Source organism: Azospirillum sp. BE72, assembly GCF_031455875.1.
In the GTDB taxonomy this organism is placed as follows: Bacteria; Pseudomonadota; Alphaproteobacteria; order Azospirillales; family Azospirillaceae; genus Azospirillum.
Genome location: NZ_JAVDTO010000002.1, coordinates 71,462 through 93,754 on the forward strand (window position 1 = coordinate 71,462; position 22,293 = coordinate 93,754).

General features: G+C 67.9%; 16 protein-coding genes. 8 read left to right on the forward strand and 8 right to left on the reverse strand.

The annotated features are described in order from the left end of the window. Positions 1–111: 111 nt before the first annotated feature. A complete protein-coding gene (locus J2Y49_RS06515) occupies positions 112–2,313 on the reverse strand; it encodes a helicase-related protein (protein WP_310113440.1) in 2,202 nt (733 codons plus the stop codon). Continuing rightward, positions 2,310–3,131 (reverse strand): RNA methyltransferase, encoded by an 822-nt coding sequence (locus tag J2Y49_RS06520; protein WP_310113442.1) that lies wholly within the window; start codon positions 3,129–3,131, stop codon positions 2,310–2,312. The genes J2Y49_RS06515 and J2Y49_RS06520 overlap by 4 nt, the downstream gene beginning before the upstream one ends. A 175-nt stretch (positions 3,132–3,306) precedes the next feature. Here J2Y49_RS06520 and J2Y49_RS06525 point away from each other — a divergent pair, with 175 nt between their 5' ends. After that, the gene (locus J2Y49_RS06525; protein WP_310113444.1) at positions 3,307–4,389 is read left to right on the forward strand and encodes a patatin-like phospholipase family protein; all 1,083 of its coding nucleotides are present in this window, start codon (positions 3,307–3,309) and stop codon (positions 4,387–4,389) included. Positions 4,390–4,392: 3 nt separating this feature from the next. Here the strand turns inward: J2Y49_RS06525 and J2Y49_RS06530 are convergent, their stop codons facing one another. Together J2Y49_RS06530 and J2Y49_RS06535 are read right to left on the reverse strand one after the other, a co-directional pair. After that, complete coding sequence (locus J2Y49_RS06530; protein ID WP_310113446.1) at positions 4,393–7,518, reverse strand: efflux RND transporter permease subunit; 3,126 nt, start codon at positions 7,516–7,518, stop codon at positions 4,393–4,395. A gap of 16 nt (positions 7,519–7,534) precedes the next feature. Beyond that, positions 7,535–8,623 carry an efflux RND transporter periplasmic adaptor subunit gene (locus J2Y49_RS06535; protein WP_310113448.1) on the reverse strand — a complete coding sequence of 363 codons (1,089 nt, stop codon included), beginning with the start codon at positions 8,621–8,623 and terminating at the stop codon, positions 7,535–7,537. 500 nt (positions 8,624–9,123) lie between these two features. Here J2Y49_RS06535 and J2Y49_RS06540 point away from each other — a divergent pair, with 500 nt between their 5' ends. Together J2Y49_RS06540 and J2Y49_RS06545 are read left to right on the forward strand one after the other, a co-directional pair. Then, positions 9,124–10,194, forward strand: a complete 1,071-nt coding sequence (locus tag J2Y49_RS06540; RefSeq protein WP_310113450.1) for a transglycosylase SLT domain-containing protein — start codon at positions 9,124–9,126, stop codon at positions 10,192–10,194. A 171-nt stretch (positions 10,195–10,365) separates the two neighbouring features. Beyond that, positions 10,366–10,596 carry a hypothetical protein gene (locus J2Y49_RS06545; RefSeq protein WP_310113452.1) on the forward strand — a complete coding sequence of 77 codons (231 nt, stop codon included), beginning with the start codon at positions 10,366–10,368 and terminating at the stop codon, positions 10,594–10,596. 50 nt (positions 10,597–10,646) lie between these two features. Here the strand turns inward: J2Y49_RS06545 and J2Y49_RS06550 are convergent, their stop codons facing one another. The 3 genes from J2Y49_RS06550 to J2Y49_RS06560 form a co-directional block, all read right to left on the reverse strand. Beyond that, positions 10,647–12,206 carry a glycosyltransferase gene (locus tag J2Y49_RS06550; protein WP_310113454.1) on the reverse strand — a complete coding sequence of 520 codons (1,560 nt, stop codon included), beginning with the start codon at positions 12,204–12,206 and terminating at the stop codon, positions 10,647–10,649. 137 nt (positions 12,207–12,343) lie between these two features. After that, positions 12,344–13,912 (reverse strand): glutamine-hydrolyzing GMP synthase, encoded by a 1,569-nt coding sequence (gene guaA / locus J2Y49_RS06555; protein WP_310113456.1) that lies wholly within the window; start codon positions 13,910–13,912, stop codon positions 12,344–12,346. A gap of 37 nt (positions 13,913–13,949) precedes the next feature. After that, entirely contained in the window at positions 13,950–14,528 is a 579-nt protein-coding gene (locus J2Y49_RS06560; RefSeq protein WP_310113457.1) for a GNAT family N-acetyltransferase, read from the reverse strand. 272 nt (positions 14,529–14,800) lie between these two features. Between J2Y49_RS06560 and lptG the strand changes: the two genes are divergently transcribed. The 3 genes from lptG to pdxA all read left to right on the forward strand — a co-directional run bounded on the left by lptG (position 14,801) and on the right by pdxA (position 18,566). Further along, entirely contained in the window at positions 14,801–15,895 is a 1,095-nt protein-coding gene (gene lptG, locus J2Y49_RS06565) for an LPS export ABC transporter permease LptG (RefSeq protein WP_149221750.1), read from the forward strand. Between the two features lie 185 nt (positions 15,896–16,080). Continuing rightward, positions 16,081–17,541, forward strand: a complete 1,461-nt coding sequence (locus J2Y49_RS06570) for a peptidylprolyl isomerase (RefSeq protein ID WP_310113458.1) — start codon at positions 16,081–16,083, stop codon at positions 17,539–17,541. Further along, positions 17,538–18,566: a 4-hydroxythreonine-4-phosphate dehydrogenase PdxA gene (gene pdxA, locus J2Y49_RS06575; RefSeq protein WP_310113460.1), complete on the forward strand. Its 1,029-nt coding sequence runs from the start codon at positions 17,538–17,540 to the stop codon at positions 18,564–18,566. The genes J2Y49_RS06570 and pdxA overlap by 4 nt, the downstream gene beginning before the upstream one ends. 68 nt (positions 18,567–18,634) lie before the next feature. Here the strand turns inward: pdxA and J2Y49_RS06580 are convergent, their stop codons facing one another. Then, on the reverse strand, positions 18,635–19,282 hold the full coding sequence (locus tag J2Y49_RS06580; RefSeq protein ID WP_149222424.1) for an NYN domain-containing protein: 648 nt from the start codon (positions 19,280–19,282) through the stop codon (positions 18,635–18,637). 261 nt (positions 19,283–19,543) lie between these two features. On the opposite strand from J2Y49_RS06580, the gene rpoZ reads away from it, so the two are divergent. Both rpoZ and J2Y49_RS06590 read left to right on the forward strand, forming a co-directional pair. Then, positions 19,544–19,978 (forward strand): DNA-directed RNA polymerase subunit omega, encoded by a 435-nt coding sequence (rpoZ, locus tag J2Y49_RS06585; protein WP_194914185.1) that lies wholly within the window; start codon positions 19,544–19,546, stop codon positions 19,976–19,978. Between the two features lie 142 nt (positions 19,979–20,120). Further along, positions 20,121–22,280 (forward strand): bifunctional (p)ppGpp synthetase/guanosine-3',5'-bis(diphosphate) 3'-pyrophosphohydrolase, encoded by a 2,160-nt coding sequence (locus J2Y49_RS06590; RefSeq protein ID WP_310113462.1) that lies wholly within the window; start codon positions 20,121–20,123, stop codon positions 22,278–22,280. The last annotated feature ends 13 nt before the right edge of the window (positions 22,281–22,293 follow it).

Sequence of the window (22,293 nt, forward strand, 5' to 3'; positions counted from 1 at the left end):
GATGTGGGGCCACTGCCGGAGCAGGTCCAGTTCAGAACAGCGGGAAAGTCACTTCGTTCGCGGTGCAGCAGTGCCATGCGGAGGAATTTCGCCGGGAACGAATCGGGGGCCTCACCGTCGGCGCGGACCGAAGCGCTTGCGGGGAGCGCCGCGGAAGCCTGCGGCGGGGGGCGGCTCGCGGCGGCGGGCGCGGGAGGCGAGTGCTTCCGACAAACGCTGGCCGATGGCGTCGCGGGCGCTGCGCACGCGGTCGCGGTCGGGCAGGGCATCGGGAAATTTGCGGGACGCCCAGAAATAGAGGTCGCAGGTCCGGGACGCCGCTTCCAGCACATCGGCGGTCAGCCCGTCGAGCCGGGCCGGGATCAGACGCGCAAGCGGCAAGCTTTCCCCCGCCTCCACCGCGTCGAGGATGGCGGCGAAGACCTTGGCATCCTCCGGCTCCTCCAGATCGGCGGGGGCGAGCAGCAGCTCCAGCTTGGCGGCCAAGGCCAGCCGCCGGGCGTCCAGCATCGGCGCGGCGCGGCACAGGGCGGACAGATCGGCCAGCCGGAAGGGGGAGCCGGCAGTTGCCGCGGTGCCGAAGCACTCCACCAGCAGGCGCGTCTCGTCGCTGTCGATGTGAGAGGCGAGGCGGGCCAGCATGGCGCGGGTGGGGCGGACGGGCAGGGGGGCGTCGGCGCGCAGGCGGCGGTCGGGTGCCTCCAGCAGGCGTTTCAGGGTGGCGGGCGTGCCGCGGGCGATGACGCCGAAATGCCCCTCCTCGAACTGGCCGAAGCGGCCGGCGCGGCCGGCGATCTGCTTCACCTCCGTCGCGGTCAGCGGGCGGACGGCGCAGCCATCGAACTTCTCCAGCGCAGTGAACAGCACGCGGCGGCAGGGCAGGTTGAGGCCCATGCCGATGGCATCGGTCGCCACGACCACATCGGCCTCGCCGGACAGGAAACGCGCCGCCTCGCGCCGCCGAACCGCCGGGGCCAGCGCGCCATAGATGGCGGCGACCGACAGGCCCTGTGCCAGCAGCGTGTCGCGGACGCTGTGCACCTCGCGGCGGGAGAAGGCGATCAGGGCGTCGCCGCGCTCGACCTCCGCCCAGTCCAGCCGGCGGTCGAGCATCGACAGCGGAGTCTTGCGGTCGAGTTCCACCACCTCCAGCGCTTCGCCGAGATGGGCGGCCGCGCGCTCCACCAGAGGGCGGACCTCCGGCGCGCCGAGGATGTAGACGGTTTCGGCCGGAACGCCCATCAGCGCGGCGGTCCAGGCCCAGCCGCGCGCCGGATCGGCCAGCATCTGGATCTCGTCGATCACCGCCACTTCCACCGGCCGGTCGGGGTCCATCACCTCGATGGTGGAGGCGGTGTGGCGGGCGCCGGGGGTGCGGATTTCCTCCTCCCCGGTGATGAGCGTGGTCGGGGTGCCTTCGGCGTTCAGCCGCTCCATCACCTCCAAGGCCAGCAGGCGCAGCGGGGCGAGATAGACGCCGTCGCGCGCCTCGCGGAGCGCAGTGATGGCGCGGTGGGTCTTGCCGGAGTTGGTCGGGCCGATCACCAGCACCAGCCGGCGGTTCATGCCGCGCGCCACAGGGAACAGCCGCTCGAACCGGGAGAAGTCGAAATGACGGTCGACATAGGCCCGGCCGCGCGCCTCCGCCCGGTCGCGGCGCCACTGGTCGTACTCGCGGTCCCAGCGGTCTAGCAGCTCGTCGGCATCGGTGCGGTTGCGGGCGGCCTTGCCCAACCGGTCGGCGAGGCTGGCGAATCCCCAATCGGGATCGTCGCCGGCGCGCTCGGCCAAGTCGCGCAGCCGGGTCGCCACGCGGGACAACGCATCGTCCAGGGCGGCGCGCAGGGCTGGGTCATGGTCGAGCCGCGCCGACAGCTCGGCATCGGAAAAGTCCGACAATTCCAGCGCGTCGAAGGTCCGCGACACCTGCAGCCGGATCGCCGGGGCCATGCCGGGCCAGGGCAACTCGTCACTGCGCACGGCGCGGACGCGGGTGCGATCCTCGCAGGACAGCAACGCCGTGTGGCTGCCGGCAAGCGCGCGGCGGCCCTGGGCCAGCAGCGCGTCGCGACGGTGGGCGCGGTCGATGCGGCCGGTGATCTCCAGCAGGATAGCCTCGCGCCGCTCCGCCGGGACCAGCAGGTCGCGCTTGCCCTTGGGCAGCGGCAGACCGAGCGGCACCAGTCCGCGCGCCTCGGCATCTGGCATCCGCAGCACGCCGGCGGCCCCCAGCGTCGTCACCTCCGGATGGGCGACGGCGAGGTCGTGCACCAGATGCGGGTCGGCCGGCAGCTCGGGAATCTCGTTGGTCATTGGGCCTGTCCGGAGGCGATATGATGCAGCACAATGCCGCTGGTGGTCGCCACGTTGAGGGAATCGAAGCCGCCGGCCATGGGAATGCGCACGCTGCGGGCACGGGCCAGCAATGCCGGCGGCAGGCCCGGTCCCTCCGACCCGAACAGCAGGGCGGCGCGGCCGGGAGGCGTCAAGGCGGCCAGTGCCTCGGCACCGGCGGGGCTCAGTGCCACCGCTTCGAACCCGAAACGGTCGAGCAGGGCGAGCGGGTCCTCGTCGACGCCAAGCTTCGCGGTCGGCACCAGCAGGGTCGCCCCGACCGACACGCGGATCGCCTTGCGGTAGAGCGGATCGCAGCAGCCGGGATCGAGGATCACCGCGTCGGCGCCGAAGGCGGCGGCATTGCGGAAGATGCCGCCCATGTTGTCGTGGTTGCCGATGCCGAACAGCATCACCACGCGGGCGACCGTCCCGCAGGCGGCCAGCAAATCGGCCGCGGTGGGCACCTCGGTCTTCTCTCCCACCGCCAAGATGCCACGGTGCAGGGGAAACCCGGCGATGCGGTCGAGTACAGGTTGCGTGGCGGTGTAGACCGGCGTTTCAGCAGGAAGCGCCGCCAGCATCGGCTCTAGCGCTTCCACCCGCTTGTCGGCGATCAGCAGCGAGCGGGCGCGGTAGCGGGTGGACTGCACGAGGCTGCGCACCACCACCGCCCCTTCGGCGATGAACAGCCCGTCCCGGCCGACGAGATCGCGCTCCCGCACGTCGCGGTAGGGCTCGATGCGCGGATCCTCGGGGTCGATGACGGGGACGACTTGGTACGGAGGGGTGGGCAAGGAGAGCACTCGGCATCTGGGGTGTGTGCCTACTTAGTGCATATGGAGGCGGCTTTCCAATGCCGGGACGGATAGGGCGGTGCCAATCCTCCCCTTCCGTGGGCATACCCCCTTGCCGATCCTCAAGGCTCTGCTCATGTTGCGATGCAGCATAAGTGAGCGAGGACGTGCCGACATGACCATGATCCGCAAGCTGTGGAACCGCGTGTGCGGCAAGCCCGTGACCAACCGGCAGAGCAAGCCGGCGGAGCCGCTGGAACTGCCGGGGCCGGGGTCCATGCTGGCCCTGCCGCCGCCTAAACCGACGCTGGCGCTGGCGCTGCAGGGCGGCGGTGCCCATGGGGCCTTCACCTGGGGCGTGCTCGACCGGCTGCTGGAGGAGGATATCCGGCTGGTCGGTGTCAGCGGCGCCAGTGCCGGGGCGATGAATGCCGCGATGCTGGTGCAGGGCTGGACACGAGGCGGATGCGCGGAAGCGCGCGCGGAACTGGCGAATTTCTGGGAGCGGGTGAGTGCAGCCGGGCGGCTTGGACCGATCCGGCCGAGCGTGACCGACCGGCTGCTCGGCCGCTGGAACGTCGACCATGCGCCGGGATCGCATCTGGTGGATTGGGCGAAGCGCTGGATCACCCCCTATCAGACGCAGTCGGCGGATTTCCACCCCCTGCGCGGGTTGCTGACCGAGATGGTGGAGCCGGAGCTGATCCGGCGGAGCGGTCTGCGGCTGTTCGTCAGTGCCACCAATGTGCGGAGCGGTGCCCTGCGCCTGTTCGACGAGACGGAGGTCGAAGTCGATCATCTGCTGGCATCGGCCTGCCTGCCGCACCTGTTCCGCGCGGTGCGGATCGACGGGCAGGATTACTGGGACGGCGGCTATCTCGCCAATCCGCCGCTGTCTCCGCTGGCGGAGGCCTGTCCCGGCGCCGACCTGCTGGTGGTGGCGATCAATCCCCTCACCTGCGCCACCACGCCGGAGGACCCGGCCGGCATCGCCGCCCGCCTCAACCAGATCACCTTCAACGCCGCCCTGCTGCAGGAACTGCGCTGCCTGTCCGCGCGCGCCGACGCCCCGCGCCTGCACCTGATCGATGCCGACGAGCATCTGCAGGATCTGGGCGTCTATTCCAAGCTGATGACCGATTGGACCTTCCTGAACTGGCTGCGCGATGCCGGGCGGGAGGCTGCGGGCCGGTGGGTGGAGCAGAATCTGGGCCGCGTCGGCGTGGAAAGCTCCGCCCGGTCGCCGGCCCTCGTCTGACGCTTACTCCGCCGGGTGCTGCTGCGCGTCGGGATCGGTGTGCGCGAACCAGCGCTTCATCCGGCGCGACAGGCCGTCCAGATAGGTCAGCGCCACCGGCACCACCAGCAGCGTCAGGATGGTGGAGGACAAGAGTCCGCCGATCACCGCATGGGCCATGGGGGCACGCTGCTGTGCGCCCTCGCCGATGCCGAGCGCCAGCGGGATCATGCCGAAGATCATCGCGGCGGTGGTCATCACGATGGGACGCAGGCGGATGATGCCGGCCTCCACCAGCGCATCGTGCAGGTCGGCGCCGCGCTTGCGCGCCTGATTGGCGAAATCGACCAGCAGGATGGCGTTCTTGGTCACCAGACCCATCAGCATGATGAAACCGATGGCGCTGAAGATGTTCAGCGTCGATCCCGCCACCAGAAGCCCCAGGAACACGCCGACCAGCGACAGCGGCAGCGAGGCCATGATGGCGAGCGGCTGCAGGAAACTGCCGAACTGCGAGGCCAGGATCAGGTAGATCAGGATGACGGCAAGCGCCAGCGCCTGTGCCGCGTAGCTGCTGGTCTCCGCGATGTCCTTGGTGGAGCCGCCGAAGACGATGCGGTAGCCGGGCGGCAGCTCGATCTTCGCCAATGCCGCTTGCAGCTCTCGCCCGGCGTCGCCGGCGGCGCGGCCCTGGACGTTGGCCTGGACATTCACCTCGCGCTGCAGGTCGCGACGGTTGATCTGCGAAGCGCCCAGCGTCGTCACCACCTCCGCCACCTGGGACAGCGGGATCATGCGCGGTGTGCCGTTGGCGTCTTTCCCACCGGAGAAATGGATGCGGTCGAGGTCGGCGCGGCCGGCGCGGTCGCCTTCCGGCAGGCGGACCAGCACGTCGTAGCTTTCGCCGTCCGGCGCCTTCCAGCTCGACACCGTGTCGCCGGCGAACAGCGGGCGCAGCGTGTCGGCCACCTTGGCGGTGCCGATGCCGAGGTCGCTGGCGATGTCGCGCTCCAGCCGTACGGCCAGCGTCGGCTTGGCCGCCTTCAGCGTGCTGTCGACATCGACGAAGCCGGGGATGGCGCGCATGTCGCCGATGACCTTCTGCGACAGCCGGTCCAGTTCGGCGATGTCGCGGCCCTGGACCGACACCTGGATCTGCTTCTGCACGCCGCCGACGCCGGGGATGGCGATGCCGGTGGTGACGCCGGGGATCGCCGACAGCCTTTCGCGCAGCAGCCGGGCGAGATCGTTGGGGGACCGCTTGCGCTGCTCGATCGGGATGTAGCGCAGATAGATGCTGCCGCGGTTATGGCCGATCGATACGCCGGTGTTGACGGTGCTGTAGGTGTAGGCGATCTCCGGGAATTCGCGGATCGCCGCCTCTACCTGCTTGGTCTTGGCGGTGGTGGTGGCGAGCGAGGAGCCGACCGGGGTCTCCACCTCGACGATCTGCTCGCCGAGGTCGGCGGCGGGCACGAACTCCACGCCGATGCGCGGCACCAGCAGGAAGCTGCCGAAGAAGATCGCCAGCGCCACGATCGCCACCAGCAAGCGGCGGCGCAGGCCCCAGCGCAGCAGCCGGCCGTAGCCGTGCGAGACGGCATTGAACCCGCGCTCGAACCAAGCCGCGAAACGGCCGAAGATGGATCGTCCATGCTTGCCGTGGGCTGCCGGGTCGTACCACACGCTGGACAGCATGGGATCAAGCGTGAAGGACACGAACAGCGAGATCAGCACCGCCGCCGAGACGGTGATGCCGAATTGCAGGAAGAAGCGGCCGATGATGCCGCCCATGAAGGCCACCGGCAGGAACACCGCGACGATGGTCAGCGTGGTCGCCAGCACCGCCAGCCCGATCTCCGCCGTGCCGTCGAGCGCGGCCTGCCGGTGGCCCTGGCCGCGGGCGAGGTGGCGCATGATGTTCTCGCGCACCACGATGGCGTCGTCGATCAGGATGCCGATGGCGAGCGACAGCGCCATCAGCGTCATCATGTTCAGCGTGAAGCCCATCGCCGCCAGCATGCCGAAGGTGCCCAGCACGGCGACCGGCAGGGTCAGCGCGGTGATGACCGTGCTGCGCCAGGATCCGAGGAACACCATGACGATCAGGATCGTCAGGATGCCGCCCTCGACCAGGGTCTTCTGCACGTTGCTCAGCGAGTTGGTGATCCCGCGGGAGCTGTCTCGCACCACCGCCAGCGTCACGTCGGGCGGCAGCGAGCTGTTGGTCCGCAGATCCTGGATCGCCGCATGCAGGCCGCGCGCGACCTCGACGGTGTTGGCACCCTGGACCTTCACCACATCGACCGCCAGCGCCGGGGCGCCGTTCAGCATGGCGGCGGAGTCCTGCTCCTGCTGTCCGTCGATCACCTCGGCGACCTGACCGAGGCGAACCGGACTCTCGCCGCGGCGGGCGACGATCAGGTCCAGCAGGTCGCGCGGGTTGCGCACGCGCCCTTCCACCTGGATCACGCGCTCCCGTCCCTGGCCGGTGACGGTGCCGGCCGGCACGTCCTGGTTCTCGCCGGTGACGGTGGCGATCACCTCGTCGACGCCGACGTTGAGGGCCTCCAGCTTCTCCGGCTTCAGGCGGACCAGGATCTGGCGCTTCACCCCGCCGGCGATGGTGGCCTTGCCGACGCCGCGGACATTCTGCAGGCGCTTCAGGATGATCTGGTCGGTCAGCGTGGTCAGGTCGCGCAAGGACCGCAGGTCCGACGTCACTGCGATGGACAGGATCGGCTGGTCATCCGGGTTGAAGCGGGTGATCTGCGGGTCCTTCACCTCGTCCCGGAAGGTTGCGCGGATCGCCGAGACCTTTTCGCGCACGTCCTGCAGCGCCTGGACCGAGGAGGTCTTCAGGTCGAACTCCGCGATCACCACCGACTGGCCTTCGTAGGAGCGCGAGGTCAGCGTCTTGATGCCGGCGATGGTGTTGATCGCATCCTCGACCGGGCGCGTGATGTCGGTCTCCACCGTCTCCGGGCTGGCGCCGGGATAGCTGGTGCTGACCACCACCACCGGGAAATCGACGTCGGGAAACAGGTCGACGCCCAGACGGTTGTAGGAGAAGAGGCCGAGCACCATCAGCGCCACCATCATCATGGTGGCGAAGACCGGATTGTCGACGCTGATGCGGGTGATCGGCATGGGGCTTGTCCGGTCCTCAGGAGCCGGTGGCCGTGCGGCCGACCGCGACGGCGCGGCCGGCGGTCAGGCCGGGCAGGTTGCCGGTGACGACCCGGTCGCCCGGCGCCAGCCCCTCCACCTGCACCAGATCGCCGCGCGCCCATTGGGCCACCCGCGTGACCGGGCGGCGCATCGTGCGGCCGTCGGCGATCACCAGAACGAAATCTCCCTGGTCGTCATGACGGATGGCGACCGGCGGCACCGCGATGGCGCCCGCAGCCTCCGCCACCAGAACCTCGCCGCTGGCGAACATGCCGCCGCGGAGCGCACCGTCCTTGTTGTCGACCGTCACATAGACCGGGATGGCCCGCGATCCCGCCCGCGCCATCGGATTGATGCGGGCGATGCGGCCAACGAACTCCCGCTCCCCAAACCCCTCGACGCGAAGCCGGGCGGTCTGGCCGACGGCGAGCCGTGCCACCTGTTCCGCCGGGACGGTCGCCTCCACCTCGACCCGCGACAGGTCGACGATGGTGAACATGGCGGCATTCACCGCCAGATTTTCGCCCGGATTGACCGAGCGGGTGGCGACCATCCCGTCGATCGGGCTGACCACCACCGCGTCGCGCAGGGCCTTGCGCGCCAGTTCCACCTGGGCGGCCAGCGCATCCACCTGCGCCCTCTGGAAACCGAAGCTGCTTTCCGCCTGATCCAGGCTGGTGTCGGAGACGATGTTGTTGCGGTTCAGCGTGCGGTTCTTTGCCAGCGTCTTCTCGGCCAGGACCAATTGGGCGCGGGCGCCCTCCAGATTGGCCTGCTTCTCGCTCAGGCGGGCGGCGAGTTCGACCGTTTCGAAGCGGGCCAGCACTTCGCCGCGGCGCACGGCCTGCCCCTCGCGCACCGGCACCTCGGCCAGCCGGGCCGCAACCTCCGCCTTGACCGCCGACTGCTCCATCGGAGAGACGGAGCCGCTGAGGCGGACGGTCTCGGTCAGCGCACGCTGGGCGACGGCGGTCACCTCCAGCGCCGACAGTTCAACGGGACGCGCGCCCGCGGGAACGGGCGGGGCGGCGGGTGTCGCTGCCGGGCCCTGGGCCCGCCACAGGGCCAGCCCACCGACCGCCACCAGCAGAACGACGAGCCAGCCGAGCCGGAGGAAGCGCCGTGGGCGGGGCGGGGGAGGAGCGTCGTCTTGCGGTGAAGGCCGCTGCGGTTTGAGCGGTTGAGGGGCCGGGGGAACTGTTCGTTGCGGGGCGGTCATCATGCTCGATCCAGTTCGGCCAGGCCTGCGCGGTCTTCACTGTCGACGCCGGCAATGTCGGTGCCAGTTGAGGGCGCGGCCGTCGCTCTCCATTAAGGGTGGCGCCGATGTTCCGTCAAGGTTCCCATTGTCGCGGCTTGTGACGGAACTGTCCTGTTCGAAGGGACAGCGAACATAGGCATACAGACATTTGCCGAAAATCCTAATTGCCCACCTGAGAACAAGGGTTCAATAGGGCTTTTTTGGGGCATCTTCGGGACAGGATTCGGAAAACGGTGGCGTTGTCGCTTGACAGGCGTGGGCTATACATCGAAAAGCGATCCAACTCTTGTTCTGCCCGCGCCAACAGCACGGAAAAATTCCTCGTGGTCAAACTGAACCTCGCGACGATCAACGCCGCCGGAGCAATGCTGTGCCTCGCGCTCGGCCTTGCCGGCTGTGCCACCGAAGCGCCGCAGGTGCAGACGGCACCTCCTGTAGAAGCAGCCTACGTCCCCGACCCGAACGATCCGCTGTCGCGCTGGGTCCCGCTGATCCGCGAGGCATCCCAACGCTACGACATGCCGGAGAAGTGGATCCGTGCGGTGATGATGCGGGAGAGCAACGGCCGCGCCACCAACCGCAACGGCAAGGTTCTGACCAGCTCCGCCGGGGCCATCGGCCTCATGCAGGTGATGCCCGGCACCTATGAACTGATGCGGGCGCAATACGGCCTCGGTTCCGATCCGTCCGATCCGCGCGACAACATCATGGCCGGCACCGCCTATCTGCGCGAGATGTACGACCTGTTCGGCGCTCCGGGATTCCTTGCCGCCTACAATTGCGGACCGGGCTGCTATGCCCAGCATCTGGCCGGCAAGCAGCGCCTGCCGCGCGAGACCAAGCTGTATTTGGCGGCGCTGACCCCGGTGCTGCGCGGTTCCGCCCCCCGCGAGCCGTCGCTGGCGGCCGGCGCGGGCGCCATCGAGATCGCGGTGGTGCCGGACGACGCGCCGAAGCCGCGCGGCGGCCAGCCGGCGGCCCCGGCTCCGCAACAGTCTGAGCCGGCGCCGGTCGTGGTCGCCTCCGCCGAAGCTCCACCGTCCCGCGCGGTCGAACCGCGCCGCATGGAACCGCGCCCGGCCGAACAGAAGGCCGCGGAGCCGGTTGCGGCTCCGGTCCCGGCGGCTGCGCCGGTCGTCGTCGCGTCGCTGCCGCAACCGGCAGCCGCTCCCGCCATGCCGGTCCAGGTCGCCGGCGCCGAGCCGCGCCCGGCCTCGTCGACGCACCGGGTCAGCCCGCAATTCACCACTCAGGTCGCCGAGGCCCTGCTGCCTCCGCAATCGGTCGGCAAGGGGGAACGCGTGGTCATGCGCTTCGTTTCGCAGCGCGCCGACGGCTGCGGCAGCCTCGCCGGCCGCGACCGGGCCTGTGTGGCGTTGGCGGACGCACAGTAGCGGGGATGGACATGGCAAAAGGGGGCGTGTAGCCCCGTCCCGCGGTCAGAAGAGGGCGGATCGCGTATGCGAGTCCGCCCTCAACCTTGAGCGGAACAATTTTTTACCCTCTTGCGGTCAGATTTGATCCGCATCACTTACGGGTCGCCTCGTCACTGGCATAACGGTGTGATGGACCGGTCCGAACACACATCCAGCCCATATCCGCCCTGCAGCTGCTGCGGCGAAGAGGTTCTGCTCGGCGAGCCCATGTACTGGACGCCGGAGCGGCCGGGACATGTCTGGCACGATCTCTGCGCCCAGAGGGAAGGGCTGCTGCCGGCCAGCCCCAAGCCGGTCCGCGGCAGGCGGCGCGGCACGAAGCCGGGCACCCGCTCACAGGCCGCCGAGCCGCTGTTCTGAGGCGGACGAAAAGGCCGGGTTGCGAGTACCCCACGTCGCGGTGAAGGCGATCAGTTCCTCATCCGGTACAGGTCGATCACCTCGTCCATGTAGACGGGGAGTTGGTTCGGGTCGGATTCCGCCTGCCTGACCACTGCGAAGCGACGGCGCGAGTCTTCGCGGCTTCTGGACAGCAGGGGAGGGTCGGCGGCCAGCGCAACTGCCCGTTCAAAGAAGGCGTTGCCATCGCCGACAAGGAATCCCGGCCCGGCGATGCTTGCCACGTCGCCGCCGTCGAAGGCCAGGATCGGCAGACCGGATGCCAGCGCTTGGGCCGCACTGCCGCCGCCGCCGATGCGGCGGGGATTCAGGAAGACGTCGCACAGAGGAAGGAGCGCGCCGATGCGCTCCACATGGCCGAGGCAGCGGAGCCGCGCCGCGTGACGCGAAGCGGCGAGGCGGCGCGGCAGCGCATCGACGGTTCCGGCGAACAGAACCTCGCCATGCGGGACCGCATCCAGCACCCGTTCCAGCAGCGCGACGAACGCGGCATCCACCTCCACGTCCAGCCGGTTGCCGACGACCACAAACAGGAAGGCACCGTCCGGCGCACCGAACTCCGCCCGCGTGGCCGCACCGTCATCCTCCCGCAGCGCCATTCCCCGCCGGAAAGGTCGCCAGGAGCGGGCAAGCCGCCCATCGCCGGGCGGCGCCGTCCGGCCGCCGTAATCCAGGACGATGTCGGCGAGCGAAATGGTCTGACCGCTGGTCGTCGGGATGCACAGCAGCGGCCTTGCGGAGGCCAGCAGGTCCGCGACGATCACCGATCCGCCGAAGGCGATCACCAGATCGGGATCGAACTCCTCCACCGCCGAAAAGAAGCCGTTGAGCTTTTCGGCGGTGATGCCGGGCGCGGCGGAGGACAGGAGGCGGACGGTCTCGTTACCGAACCGGATCGTCTGGTCGCCGGACAGGCTCTCTTCCACTGCGGCGGCGAAGGGCGGGATGAAGGGACTGTAATAGCGGTCCGGCATCATGTTGGTGTTCAGCACCAGGACCGTCCGGTCCAGGTCCCGCTGCAGCCTGACCGCCTGGGCCAGCAGGGAGCGCGAGGGCGGGTGCTGGTCGGACAGGAACTGGTTGGTGACCATGACGACCCGGCCGGTCGCCGGCTTCCCCGCCGGCCGTGCCGCCGGCGCCAGGCCAAGCCGCAGGGAAATCTGCGTCAGGAACCGTTCGTAGAAGGGCAACACCCGTTCGGATATGAAATCCGGGACGGACCCCATGTCCATCCGCATCAGGAACAGCTGGCGCTGCATGCTCCAATAGATCTGGTTGATGCCGTCCAGCGGCGCCAGATCGAGCACATTGTCCAGCATGTCGAGAATGCGCGAATAGCGGCGCAGATCGCCGGAAACACAGGCCAACGCCGATTCCCGGAGGATGGGGTCCAGATCGGCCGTCGCACGGTCCAGCGCCGCCATCGCCTCGACGTCGCTGCCGAGGCCGGCGGCACGCGCGGATTCGCAGGCTGCGGAAATGTCCTTAAGCGCCTCACCGGTTCCGGCCGGCCCCCGCAGGCGGGCGATCAGTTCGCTCAGGATGGCGGCGCGGGAACTGGACTCGTCCATCTGGCACTCCTTCGACCTACGCACCAAAGCGCCCGCTTTGCGGGCGATGACGATGCCGGCCGACCAGCGGCACCGCCCGAACAGCGGAACGGCCCGGCGGGTCGATCCGCCGGGCCGGCTTCAGTGCCTTACCAGTCTCACTCCCACTCGATGGTGCCGGGCGGCTTCGACGTGATGTCGTAGACCACGCGGTTGACGCCGCGGACCTCGTTGACGATGCGGTTGGACACGCGCGCCAGGAAGTCGTGGGGGAAGGGGTACCAGTCGGCGGTCATGCCGTCGGTGGAGGTCACGGCGCGCAGAGCCAGCACATGATCGTAGGTGCGGCCGTCGCCCATCACGCCGACGGTGCGGACCGGCAGCAGAACCGCGAAGGCCTGCCAGATCGCGTCGTAGAGGCCGGCGTTGCGGATCTCCTCCAGATAGATCGTGTCGGCCTTGCGCAGGATCTCCAGCTTCTCCGGGGTGATCTCGCCGGGGACGCGGATGGCGAGGCCCGGACCGGGGAAGGGATGGCGGCCGATGAAGGCCGTCGGCAGGCCGAGTTCGCGGCCCAGAGCGCGCACCTCGTCCTTGAACAGCTCGCGCAGCGGCTCCACCAGCTTCAGCTTCATCCGCTCCGGCAGGCCGCCGACATTGTGGTGCGACTTGATGGTCACCGACGGGCCGCCGGTGAAGGACACGCTCTCGATCACGTCGGGATAGAGGGTGCCCTGGGCCAGGAACTCCGCACCGCCGACCTTGGCGCTCTCCTCGTCGAAGACGTCGATGAACAGGCCGCCGATGATCTTGCGCTTCTGCTCCGGGTCGGTGACGCCGGCCAGCTTGCCCAGGAACAGGTCCGACGCTTCGCGGTGGACCAGCGGAATGTTGTAGTGATCGCGGAACAGCCGCACGACCTCTTCCGACTCGCCGGCGCGCATCAGGCCGGTGTCGACGAAGATGCAGGTCAGCTGGTCGCCGATGGCCTCGTGGATCAGCACGGCCGCGACCGACGAATCGACGCCGCCCGACAGGCCGCAGATCACCTTGCCGGTGCCGACCTGGGCGCGGATCTTCTCGATGGCCTGCTGCTTGAAGGCGGCCATGGTCCAGTCGCCCTTGATGCCGGCGACGCGGTGGACGAAGTTCGCCAGCAGCTGGGCGCCGTGCGGGGTGTGGACCACCTCCGGGTGGAACTGCACGCCGTACATGCGGCGCTGGTCATTGGCGATGGCGGCGAAGGGCGCGCCGTCGCTGACCGCAACGGCGCGGAAGCCGTCGGGCAGCGCGGTGACGCGGTCGCCGTGGCTCATCCACACCTGTTCCTTCGACCCGACCTCCCACAGCCCGTCGAACAGGGCGCAGGGCTCCTTGATCTCGATGAAGGCGCGGCCGAATTCGCGGTGGTCGGAGCCGGAGACGTTGCCGCCCAGCTGCTGGCACATGGTCTGCTGGCCGTAGCAGATGCCGAGCACCGGCACCTTTAGGTCGAACACCGCCTGCGGCGCCCGCGGACCGTTCGCCTCGGTGACGGAGGCCGGGCTGCCGGACAGGATGATCGCCTTCGGGTCATACTCGCGGATGCGCTCGTCGCTCATGCCGAAGGGGTGGATCTCGCAATAGACACCGCTCTCGCGCACGCGGCGGGCGATGAGCTGGGTGACCTGCGACCCGAAATCGAGAATGAGGACGCGTTCGGCGGAAAGGGAAGCGGCGCTGGACATCGGCGAATCCTGATGCGTGGGGACTCAAGGCCCCTCACTACCGCACCTCCGGCCCCGCCGACAAGCGTGCAAGCGGCGTCAGGTCGCGCCAGCCATAGGCGATTTCCACCAGATCGGTGTCGGCGAAGCGGATGGGCCGTTCCGCCACCTTGATCCCGCCCAGCCGCTCGTAGAACCAGCGCGACGGGTTGTCGCGCAGGCACCACACCGCGGCGGAGCGGATACCGGCGGCCAGGAAGCGGTCCGCCATCGCCGCCATCAATCGCCGGCCGATGCCGTAACCCTTTGCGTCGTCAAGAAGATAGAGCGCATGGAACTCCCCCGCATGGCCCTGCACCGCGACCCGCCGTGTGCCGAAGGAGGCGATGCCGATGATGGTATCCGGCGCCGCGATCAGGCCGGCGACATCGACTGCGACGAACGCGCCCTGACCGGGGCCGCGCGTTTCGGCGATGGCTGCCCAGCGCTGCGCGGCGGGCGGTTCGGACAGGTTGACCAGGAACTGCGCCGGGATCAGGCCGGGATAGGTGGATCGCCAGCTCTGCACATGGACGCGGGCCATGCCGGCGGCGTCCATTGCGCGTGCCTGGCGGATTGCGACCGTGGTGCCCGTCATCGACCGACCCTCCCGTGCAGCCTCTGTATCAACAGTTTGGATTGCCCATGCAGGAAGTCCAGCCGGAAAAGGAGGCAGGATTTCGACGCTGCCGATGCAGCCCTGCGGTGGTTGCCGCCCCCGCCCAGTTGTCATCGCTGTGCAACGGGGGTAAACAGCCGGAACCTGTTCCGGCGGGTGCTGCGCCCGATCCCATCGGCCGCGGTGGCCCGCCAGTCCGTCCCACGCGCCATGCCGGTGCACCGGGCGGGGCTCCGGAGACCGGACACCGCATGTATTCCTCGCCTACGCTTTCCCGTTACATCGGGCGGCAGTTCATCGTCTGGTTCTGCCTGCTGATGGTGATCCTGCTCGCCATCGTGCTGCTGCTGGATACGGTGGAACTGCTGCGCCGCGCCGGCAGCAAGCCCAACGTCACCTTCGGGCTGGTGATCCAGATGGCTCTGCTGAAGTTGCCGGAGATCGGCCAGCAGATCTTCCCCTTCGTCATCCTGTTCGCGGGCATGTTCACCTTCTGGCGGCTGACCCGCAGCGCAGAGCTGGTGGTGGCGCGCGCGGTCGGCGTGTCGGCCTGGCAGTTCCTGATGCCGGTGATGTTCGCCGCCGCCGCCATCGGCGTGGTCAAGGTGACGCTGATCAACCCGGTCGGCGCGGTGTTCGTTGCCAAATACGAACAGCTTCAGGACCGATACCTGAAACTTCAGTCGAGCACGCTGAACATCTCCCGATCCGGCCTGTGGCTGCGCCAGACCAACGAGAAGGAGCAGTTCTTCATCCATTCCGAACTGGTGAACCCGGTGACCTTCGAACTGTCGAACGTCATCGTGTTCCTGTTCGACGCCGACCAGACCTATCTGGGCCGCATCGATGCCCCCAGCGCCGTCCTGAGGGACCGCAAGTGGGAATTGCAGGACGCCATCCTGAATCGGGCCAAGAAGGATCCGGAACTGCTGGACACCTACACCATCCCGACCGAACTGGACATGACGACCATCGAGGAGAGCTTCGCCCCGCCGGAGACGATCTCCTTCTGGGAACTGCCGCGCTTCATCCACACGCTGGAGACGACGGGCTTCCCCGCCGTGCGCCACCGGCTGCATTACCAGTCTCTGCTCGCCCAGCCCTTCCTGTTCCTGGCGATGGTGCTGTTCGCCGCCGCCTTTTCGCTGCGGCTGCCGCGCCGGGGTGGGACGATGGCGATGGTCACCGGCGGCGTGCTGACCGGCTTCGTGCTGTTCGTGATGACCGACGTGGTGCGCACCTTCGGCATGTCGGAAACGATCCCCATCGTCATGGCCGCCTGGAGTCCGGCCGGGATCAGCCTGCTGCTGGGCACCGCGGCCCTGCTGCATCTGGAGGATGGTTGAGACGCGGGGCCGCGGATCCCATGCCGGGAAGGGTGGGTCCATTCGCCGCAAAGCGCGGGATTATCCCTGTCGGTCATAATTCCGCCCCGTTGGTTTTGCACTGAAAGGGCGAGGTCCGATTCCGTTTGCATGGGGCACCGGCCCCACCGTAATAACGGGCGACCCGTTTTTGGAGCTTGAGCACCATGTCGAGTTTGCGAGCCGTCCGGACCACCGTCGCCGTGGCGACCGCCTGCGCGCTTCTGGCCCTGCCCGCCGCGGCGCAGTCCAGCAAGGCGGCCGCCGGTGCCGCGGCGCCGAGGACGGGCGACGAATCCGCCCGTCCGGCACGGGCGCCGGGGGCGGAGGGCATCGCCGCGGTCGTGAACGACGAGGTGGTCTCGGTCTCCGACGTCAACGCCCGCATCCGCATGGCCCTGCTGAATGCCGGCACCGCCGGCAACGCCGACACGATCCAGCGCCTGACGCCGCAGGTCATGCGTCTGCTGATCGACGAGCGGCTGCAGATGCAGGAGGCCAAGCGCCTGGGCATCACCGTTTCGCCCGCCGAGATCGACGAGGCGATCAAGCGCATCGCCGAACAGAACCGCCTGAACGGCCAGCAGCTTCAGGACATGCTGAAGCGGCAGAACGTGCCCGTCTCCACCCTGAAGGACCAGATCCGTTCGCTGCTGGCCTGGCAGAAGGTGATGCAGCGCCGCATCAGGCAGGAGGTCGTCGTCGGCGAGGACGAGATCGACGCTGCGATGGAGCGGCTGAAGGCCAACATCGGCAAGCCCGAATATCTGGTCGCCGAGATCTTCCTGGCGGTGGACAGCCCCGACCAGGACGACGAGGTGCGCCGCAACGCCGAGCGTCTGGTGGAGGAGGTGAAGCGCGGCGGCAATTTCGCGGCGCTGGCCCGCCAGTTCTCGCAGTCCGCCGGTGCCGCGTCTGGCGGCGATCTCGGCTGGGTGCGCAGCGGCGAACTGTCGCCGGAAGTCGACAAGGCGCTGTCCGGCATGCGCGGCGGCCAGCTTTCGACGCCCATCCGCACGGCCACCGGCTATCACATCCTGCTGGTGCGCGGCCAGCGGCCGTTCGGCAGCAGCGGCGGCGAGGTGCCGATGCCCGCCGCCCAGCCGGCTGCTCCCCGTCCGCAGCCGCGGCCCGACGTGGCCAAGGCCACGGTCAACATGAAGCAGATCATCATTCCGATCGAATCCCCGGATCAGGCCAAGGCTGTCAAGGAGCAGGCTGAGAAGCTGCGGAAGTCGATCAAGAGCTGCGGCGACTTCCAGGCCCGTGCCAAGGAGACCGGCATGCCGGAATCCGGCGATATGGGCACCATGCGGGTCAAGGACATGGCGCCGGGGCTGCAGAATCTCGCGCTCGGCATCCCGCTGGGTCAGGCCAGCCCGGTCCTGATGAGCCAGGCCGCCGCGGTGATCCTGATCGTCTGCAAGCGCGACGTGCCGATGATCCAGCCGCCGCCGCAAGCCCAGCCGGCCCCGCCGCCGCCGCCCGCGCCGACTCCGATCCAGGAGGCCAAGCTGCCGGGTCGCGAGGAGGTGGAACGCGACCTGATCAACGAGCGGGCCGAACTGCTGTCCCGCCGGTACCTGCGCGATCTGCGCCGTACCGCCTTCATCGAGACGCGCCTGTGACGGCCGCCCTGCCGAACAGCCTGCCGCTGGCCCTCACCATGGGTGAGCCGGCAGGCGTCGGCGGGGACATCACGCTGAAGGCCTGGGCGGCACGCCATGAAGCGGCGGTGCCGCCCTTCGTCGTCCTGGACGATCCCGACCGGCTAAGTGCATTGGCGGCGAAGCTGGGAATGGCGGTACCGGTCCGCGCGGTCGCAGACCCCAGCGACGCGGTGGCGCTGTTCGATCAAGCCTTGCCGGTCCTGCCGGTGCGGCTCGGCCACCCGGTCGTCGCCGGCACTCCCGACCCGGTGAATGGTGCCGCGGTGATCGACAGCATCGACCGCGCGGTCGCCCTGGTGCAGGCGGGGCAGGCCGCAGCCGTGGTCACCAACCCCATTCAGAAATCGTCGCTCTATGCCGCCGGCTTCCGCCATCCCGGCCATACCGAATATCTTGCGCATCTGGCTGGCCTGACCGAGGAGCCGATCATGATGCTGGCCGCCGCCGACCTGCGGGTCGTGCCCGTCACCATCCATGTGTCGGTGCGCGATGCGGTCGATCTGCTGACCACGGATGCCATCATCCATGCCGGCCGAGTCACCGCGGCGGCGTTGGCCCGCGACTTCGGCATCGAACGGCCCCGGCTGGTGGTCGCCGGCCTCAACCCCCATGCGGGGGAGGGCGGGGCGATGGGCCGCGAGGAGATCGACGTCATCGCGCCCGCCATCGCGGTGTTGCGCGCCGACGGCATCGACGTGTCCGGTCCGCGTCCGCCCGACACCATGTTCCACGCCGCCGCCCGCCGCGGCTATGACGCCGCGCTGTGCATGTACCATGATCAGGCGTTGATTCCGGTAAAGACGGTGGATTTCGACAGCGGGGTGAACATCACACTGGGCCTGCCCTTCGTCCGCACCTCGCCCGACCACGGAACGGCCCTGGACATCGCCGGGACCGGTACGGCGAACGCGACGAGCCTGATCGCGGCGCTGAAAACCGCGGAGGAAATGGCGCGGAACCGGCAACAACCGGCCACCCGCTGAACACCGTATCCGCAAACGAAAAAAGGAGCGCAGGGCGCTCCTTTTTTATGCCGTTTTCGGCATCCGTATCAGCCGCGGTCGTCCGGATCGTACATCGTCGGACCGCTCTGGTGGTCGTGGTTCGAGGGAGCCTGCTCGCGGTGATGATGGGTGCGGGCGATGAAGGGCGCCAGTTCCTGCAGTTCGATGAAGTTGTCCGCTTGGCGCCGCAGTTCGTCGGCCACCATCGGCGGCTGCGAGCGCACCGTGCTGACGACGCTGAAGCGCACGCCCTTGCGCTGCACCGCCTCCACCAGCCGGCGGAAATCGCCGTCGCCGGAGAAGAGCAGGATGTGATCGACATGGTCGGCCATCTCCATCACGTCGATGGCCAGCTCGATGTCCATGTTGCCCTTGATCTTGCGCCGGCCGGAGGCGTCGGTGAACTCCTTGGTCGGCTTGGTCACCATGGTGTAGCCATTGTAGTCGAGCCAGTCGACCAGCGGACGAATCGGGGAATACTCCTGATCCTCGACGAGTGCAGTATAGTAGAAGGCGCGCACGAGTCGTCCTTCGCCGGCAAAGCCGTCCCGCAACCTCTTGTAATCGATGTCGAAGCCCAATGATCGCGCAGCGGCATAAAGGTTCGCGCCGTCAATGAAAAGAGCGAGGCGCTCTTCCTTGTAAAACAACTTGCTGACATCACGCGGCAAAGTCGAATTGCGCTCCAATGCCATAATCCTTTCATCGCTGCTTGTGGAAAATTCATGGAAATTGCGCGAAAAGCTCGCGTTCCAATTTTGAAATCTAGTGTATGATGCGCAAACATACAAGGGGGCAACGCCTGCCGACTGTAGCTGCCGATCGTTTCGGCGGGACGCCAAGCGGTTTGCTGCCGTTCCTCTGACGCAATGCAGCAGCGCTGTCGTTCGCGCTTGCACCTATCGGGCCACATCCATATAGTCTAGAGCCTCCTATGAATCCGGAGTTCGTCTGGCATGGCCCGCGTTACCGTTGAAGATTGCGTCCTGAAGGTTCCGAACCGTTTCGAGCTGGTCATGATGGCTGCCCAGCGCGCCCGCGAGGTCGCGAGCGGCGCTCCGCTGTCGATCGACCGCGACAACGACAAGAACCCAGTCGTGGCGCTCCGCGAGATCGCGGACGAGACGGTGTCGCTCGAATATCTGAAGAACGCCCTGATCAAGGGCCACCAGAAGCATGTCGAGCCGGACGAGCCGGAAGAAGAGATCGTCGAGCTGATGGCCGGCGAGAACGATTGGGCCGCCCGCGGCAACACCTCGCTGGGCGATGAAGACGGCATGAGCGAGAGCGACGGCGAGGAGTTGGGCGAGGACGACGACGTCGCCGCCGACATGGACGCCGAGCCGGGCGCCGGTTTCGCCATGACCGAGGATCCCGACGGAGACCTCTGATTCTGGACAACGACCGCAGGACCTGGAGGGGGCGCGACGTCCCCTCCCCAAAGAGAAGGGCGGGGAGCATCCGGCTCCCCTTCGGTTCGAACAGAACCTCCACGAACACATCTGAGGCGCCGCGCGCGCCGGGTCGGGCCGCATGATCCGGCAGTACGAGCTTGTCGAGCGCGTCAAGGCGTATGATCCCAACGCCGACGAGGATCTCCTCAACCGCGCCTACGTCTATTCCATGAAGGCGCATGGATCGCAGACGCGTGCGTCGGGCGATCCCTACTTCCTCCATCCGCTGGAGGTCGCCGGTATCCTGACGCAGATGAAGCTGGACGCCGGCACTATCGCCACGGCGCTGCTTCACGACACGGTCGAGGATACCGTCGCCACGCTCGAGGACATCGAGCGGGTGTTCGGCAAGGAAATCGCCCGGTTGGTCGATGGCGTGACCAAGCTGTCGCGGCTGGAGCTGAACAGCGAGCAGGCCAAGCAGGCGGAGAATTTCCGCAAGCTGGTGCTGGCTATGTCGGAGGACATCCGCGTCCTGCTGGTGAAGCTGGCCGACCGGCTTCACAACATGCGCACGCTGTTCCACCTGAAGAAGCCGGAAAAGCGCAAGCGCATCGCCCGCGAAACCATCGAAATCTACTCGCCCTTGGCCGAACGCATCGGCATGCACAAGATCAAGGACGAGTTGGACGATCTTGCCTTCGCCGAGCTGAACCCGGACGCGCGCGACAGCATCCTGGCCCAGTTGGCGCGCCTGCGGAACGAAGGCGAGAACCGCGTCCAGACCATCATCACCGAGCTGCGCGAACTGCTGGCCTCCGAAGGGCTGCCGGACGCGACGGTGTCCGGGCGCGAGAAGTCGGCCTATTCGATCTGGCGCAAGCTGCAGCGCAAGAATGTCAGCTTCGAACAGCTGTCCGACATCATGGCCTTCCGCATCACGGTCGGCTCGGTCGGCGAATGCTATCAGGCGCTGGGCGTCGTCCATGCGCATTATCCGGTCGTGCCGGGGCGCTTCAAGGACTATATCTCCACGCCCAAGCCCAACGGCTACCGCAGCCTGCACACCGGCGTGATCGGGCCCGGCCGCAACCGGATCGAGGTGCAGATCCGCACCCAGGACATGCACGAGATCGCCGAGTTGGGCGTTGCTGCCCACTGGGCCTACAAGCAGGACCACCAGCCGCGCCCGAACGGTGGCGAGTACCGCTGGCTGCGCGAGCTTCTGGACATCCTGGAGCATGCGCAGAAGCCGGAAGAGTTCCTGGAACACACGAAACTGGAGCTGTTCCAGGATCAGGTGTTCTGCTTTACGCCGAAGGGCGACTTGATCGCGCTGCCGCGCGGCGCCACGCCGGTCGATTTCGCCTATGCCGTCCATTCGCAGGTCGGCGACCATTGCGTCGGCGCCAAGATCAACGGCCGCATGCTGCCGCTGCGCACCCAGTTGCAGAACGGCGATCAGGTCGACATCGTCACCTCCAAGGCGCAGACGCCGGTTCCCGGCTGGGAACGCTTCGTCGTCACCGGCAAGGCCCGCGCCCGCATCCGCAAGTTCCTGCGCACCCAGCAGCGTGCCCAGTACATGGAACTGGGCCGCGGCATGCTGATGCGGCAGTTCAAGTCGGAAGGCTACGAGTTCACCGAAAAGGCGCTGGAAAACGCCATCAAGATCTTCCAGCAGCCGACGGTGGACGACCTGATGGCGGGTGTCGGCTCCGGCCTGCATTCCGTGCGCGAGGTCTTCCACGCCGTCTTCCCCGGCCACAAGGCCCAGGCCGCCCCCGCCGTCCGCGAGGCGGAGGAAAGCATGCCGAAGCCGAAGGCGAAGGCACGCAAGGAATCGGCTCTGCCGATCCGTGGCCTGATCCCCGGCATGGCCGTGCATTATGCCCGCTGCTGCCACCCGCTGCCCGGCGACCGCATCGTCGGCATCGTCACCACCGGCAAGGGCGTGACGATCCACACCATCGACTGCGAAACTCTGGAAAGCTTCCACGAATCGCCGGAACGCTGGATCGACGTATCGTGGGAGACCGGGCCGGATTCGCCGGAGGAGCATGTCGGCCGCATCAGCGTCGTCATCGCCAATGAACAGGGCTCGCTCGGCACGCTGTTCACGGTGATCGGCAAGAACCACGGCAATGTCATCCATCAGAAGATCACGAATCGCAGCACCGACTATTTCGAGCTGCTGATCGATATCGACGTGAAGGATGCCAAGCACCTGACCAACATCATGGCCGCCCTGCGTGCGACTCCGGCCATTCATTCGGTGGAGCGGGCAAGGGGGCGCTGAACATTCCGTCATT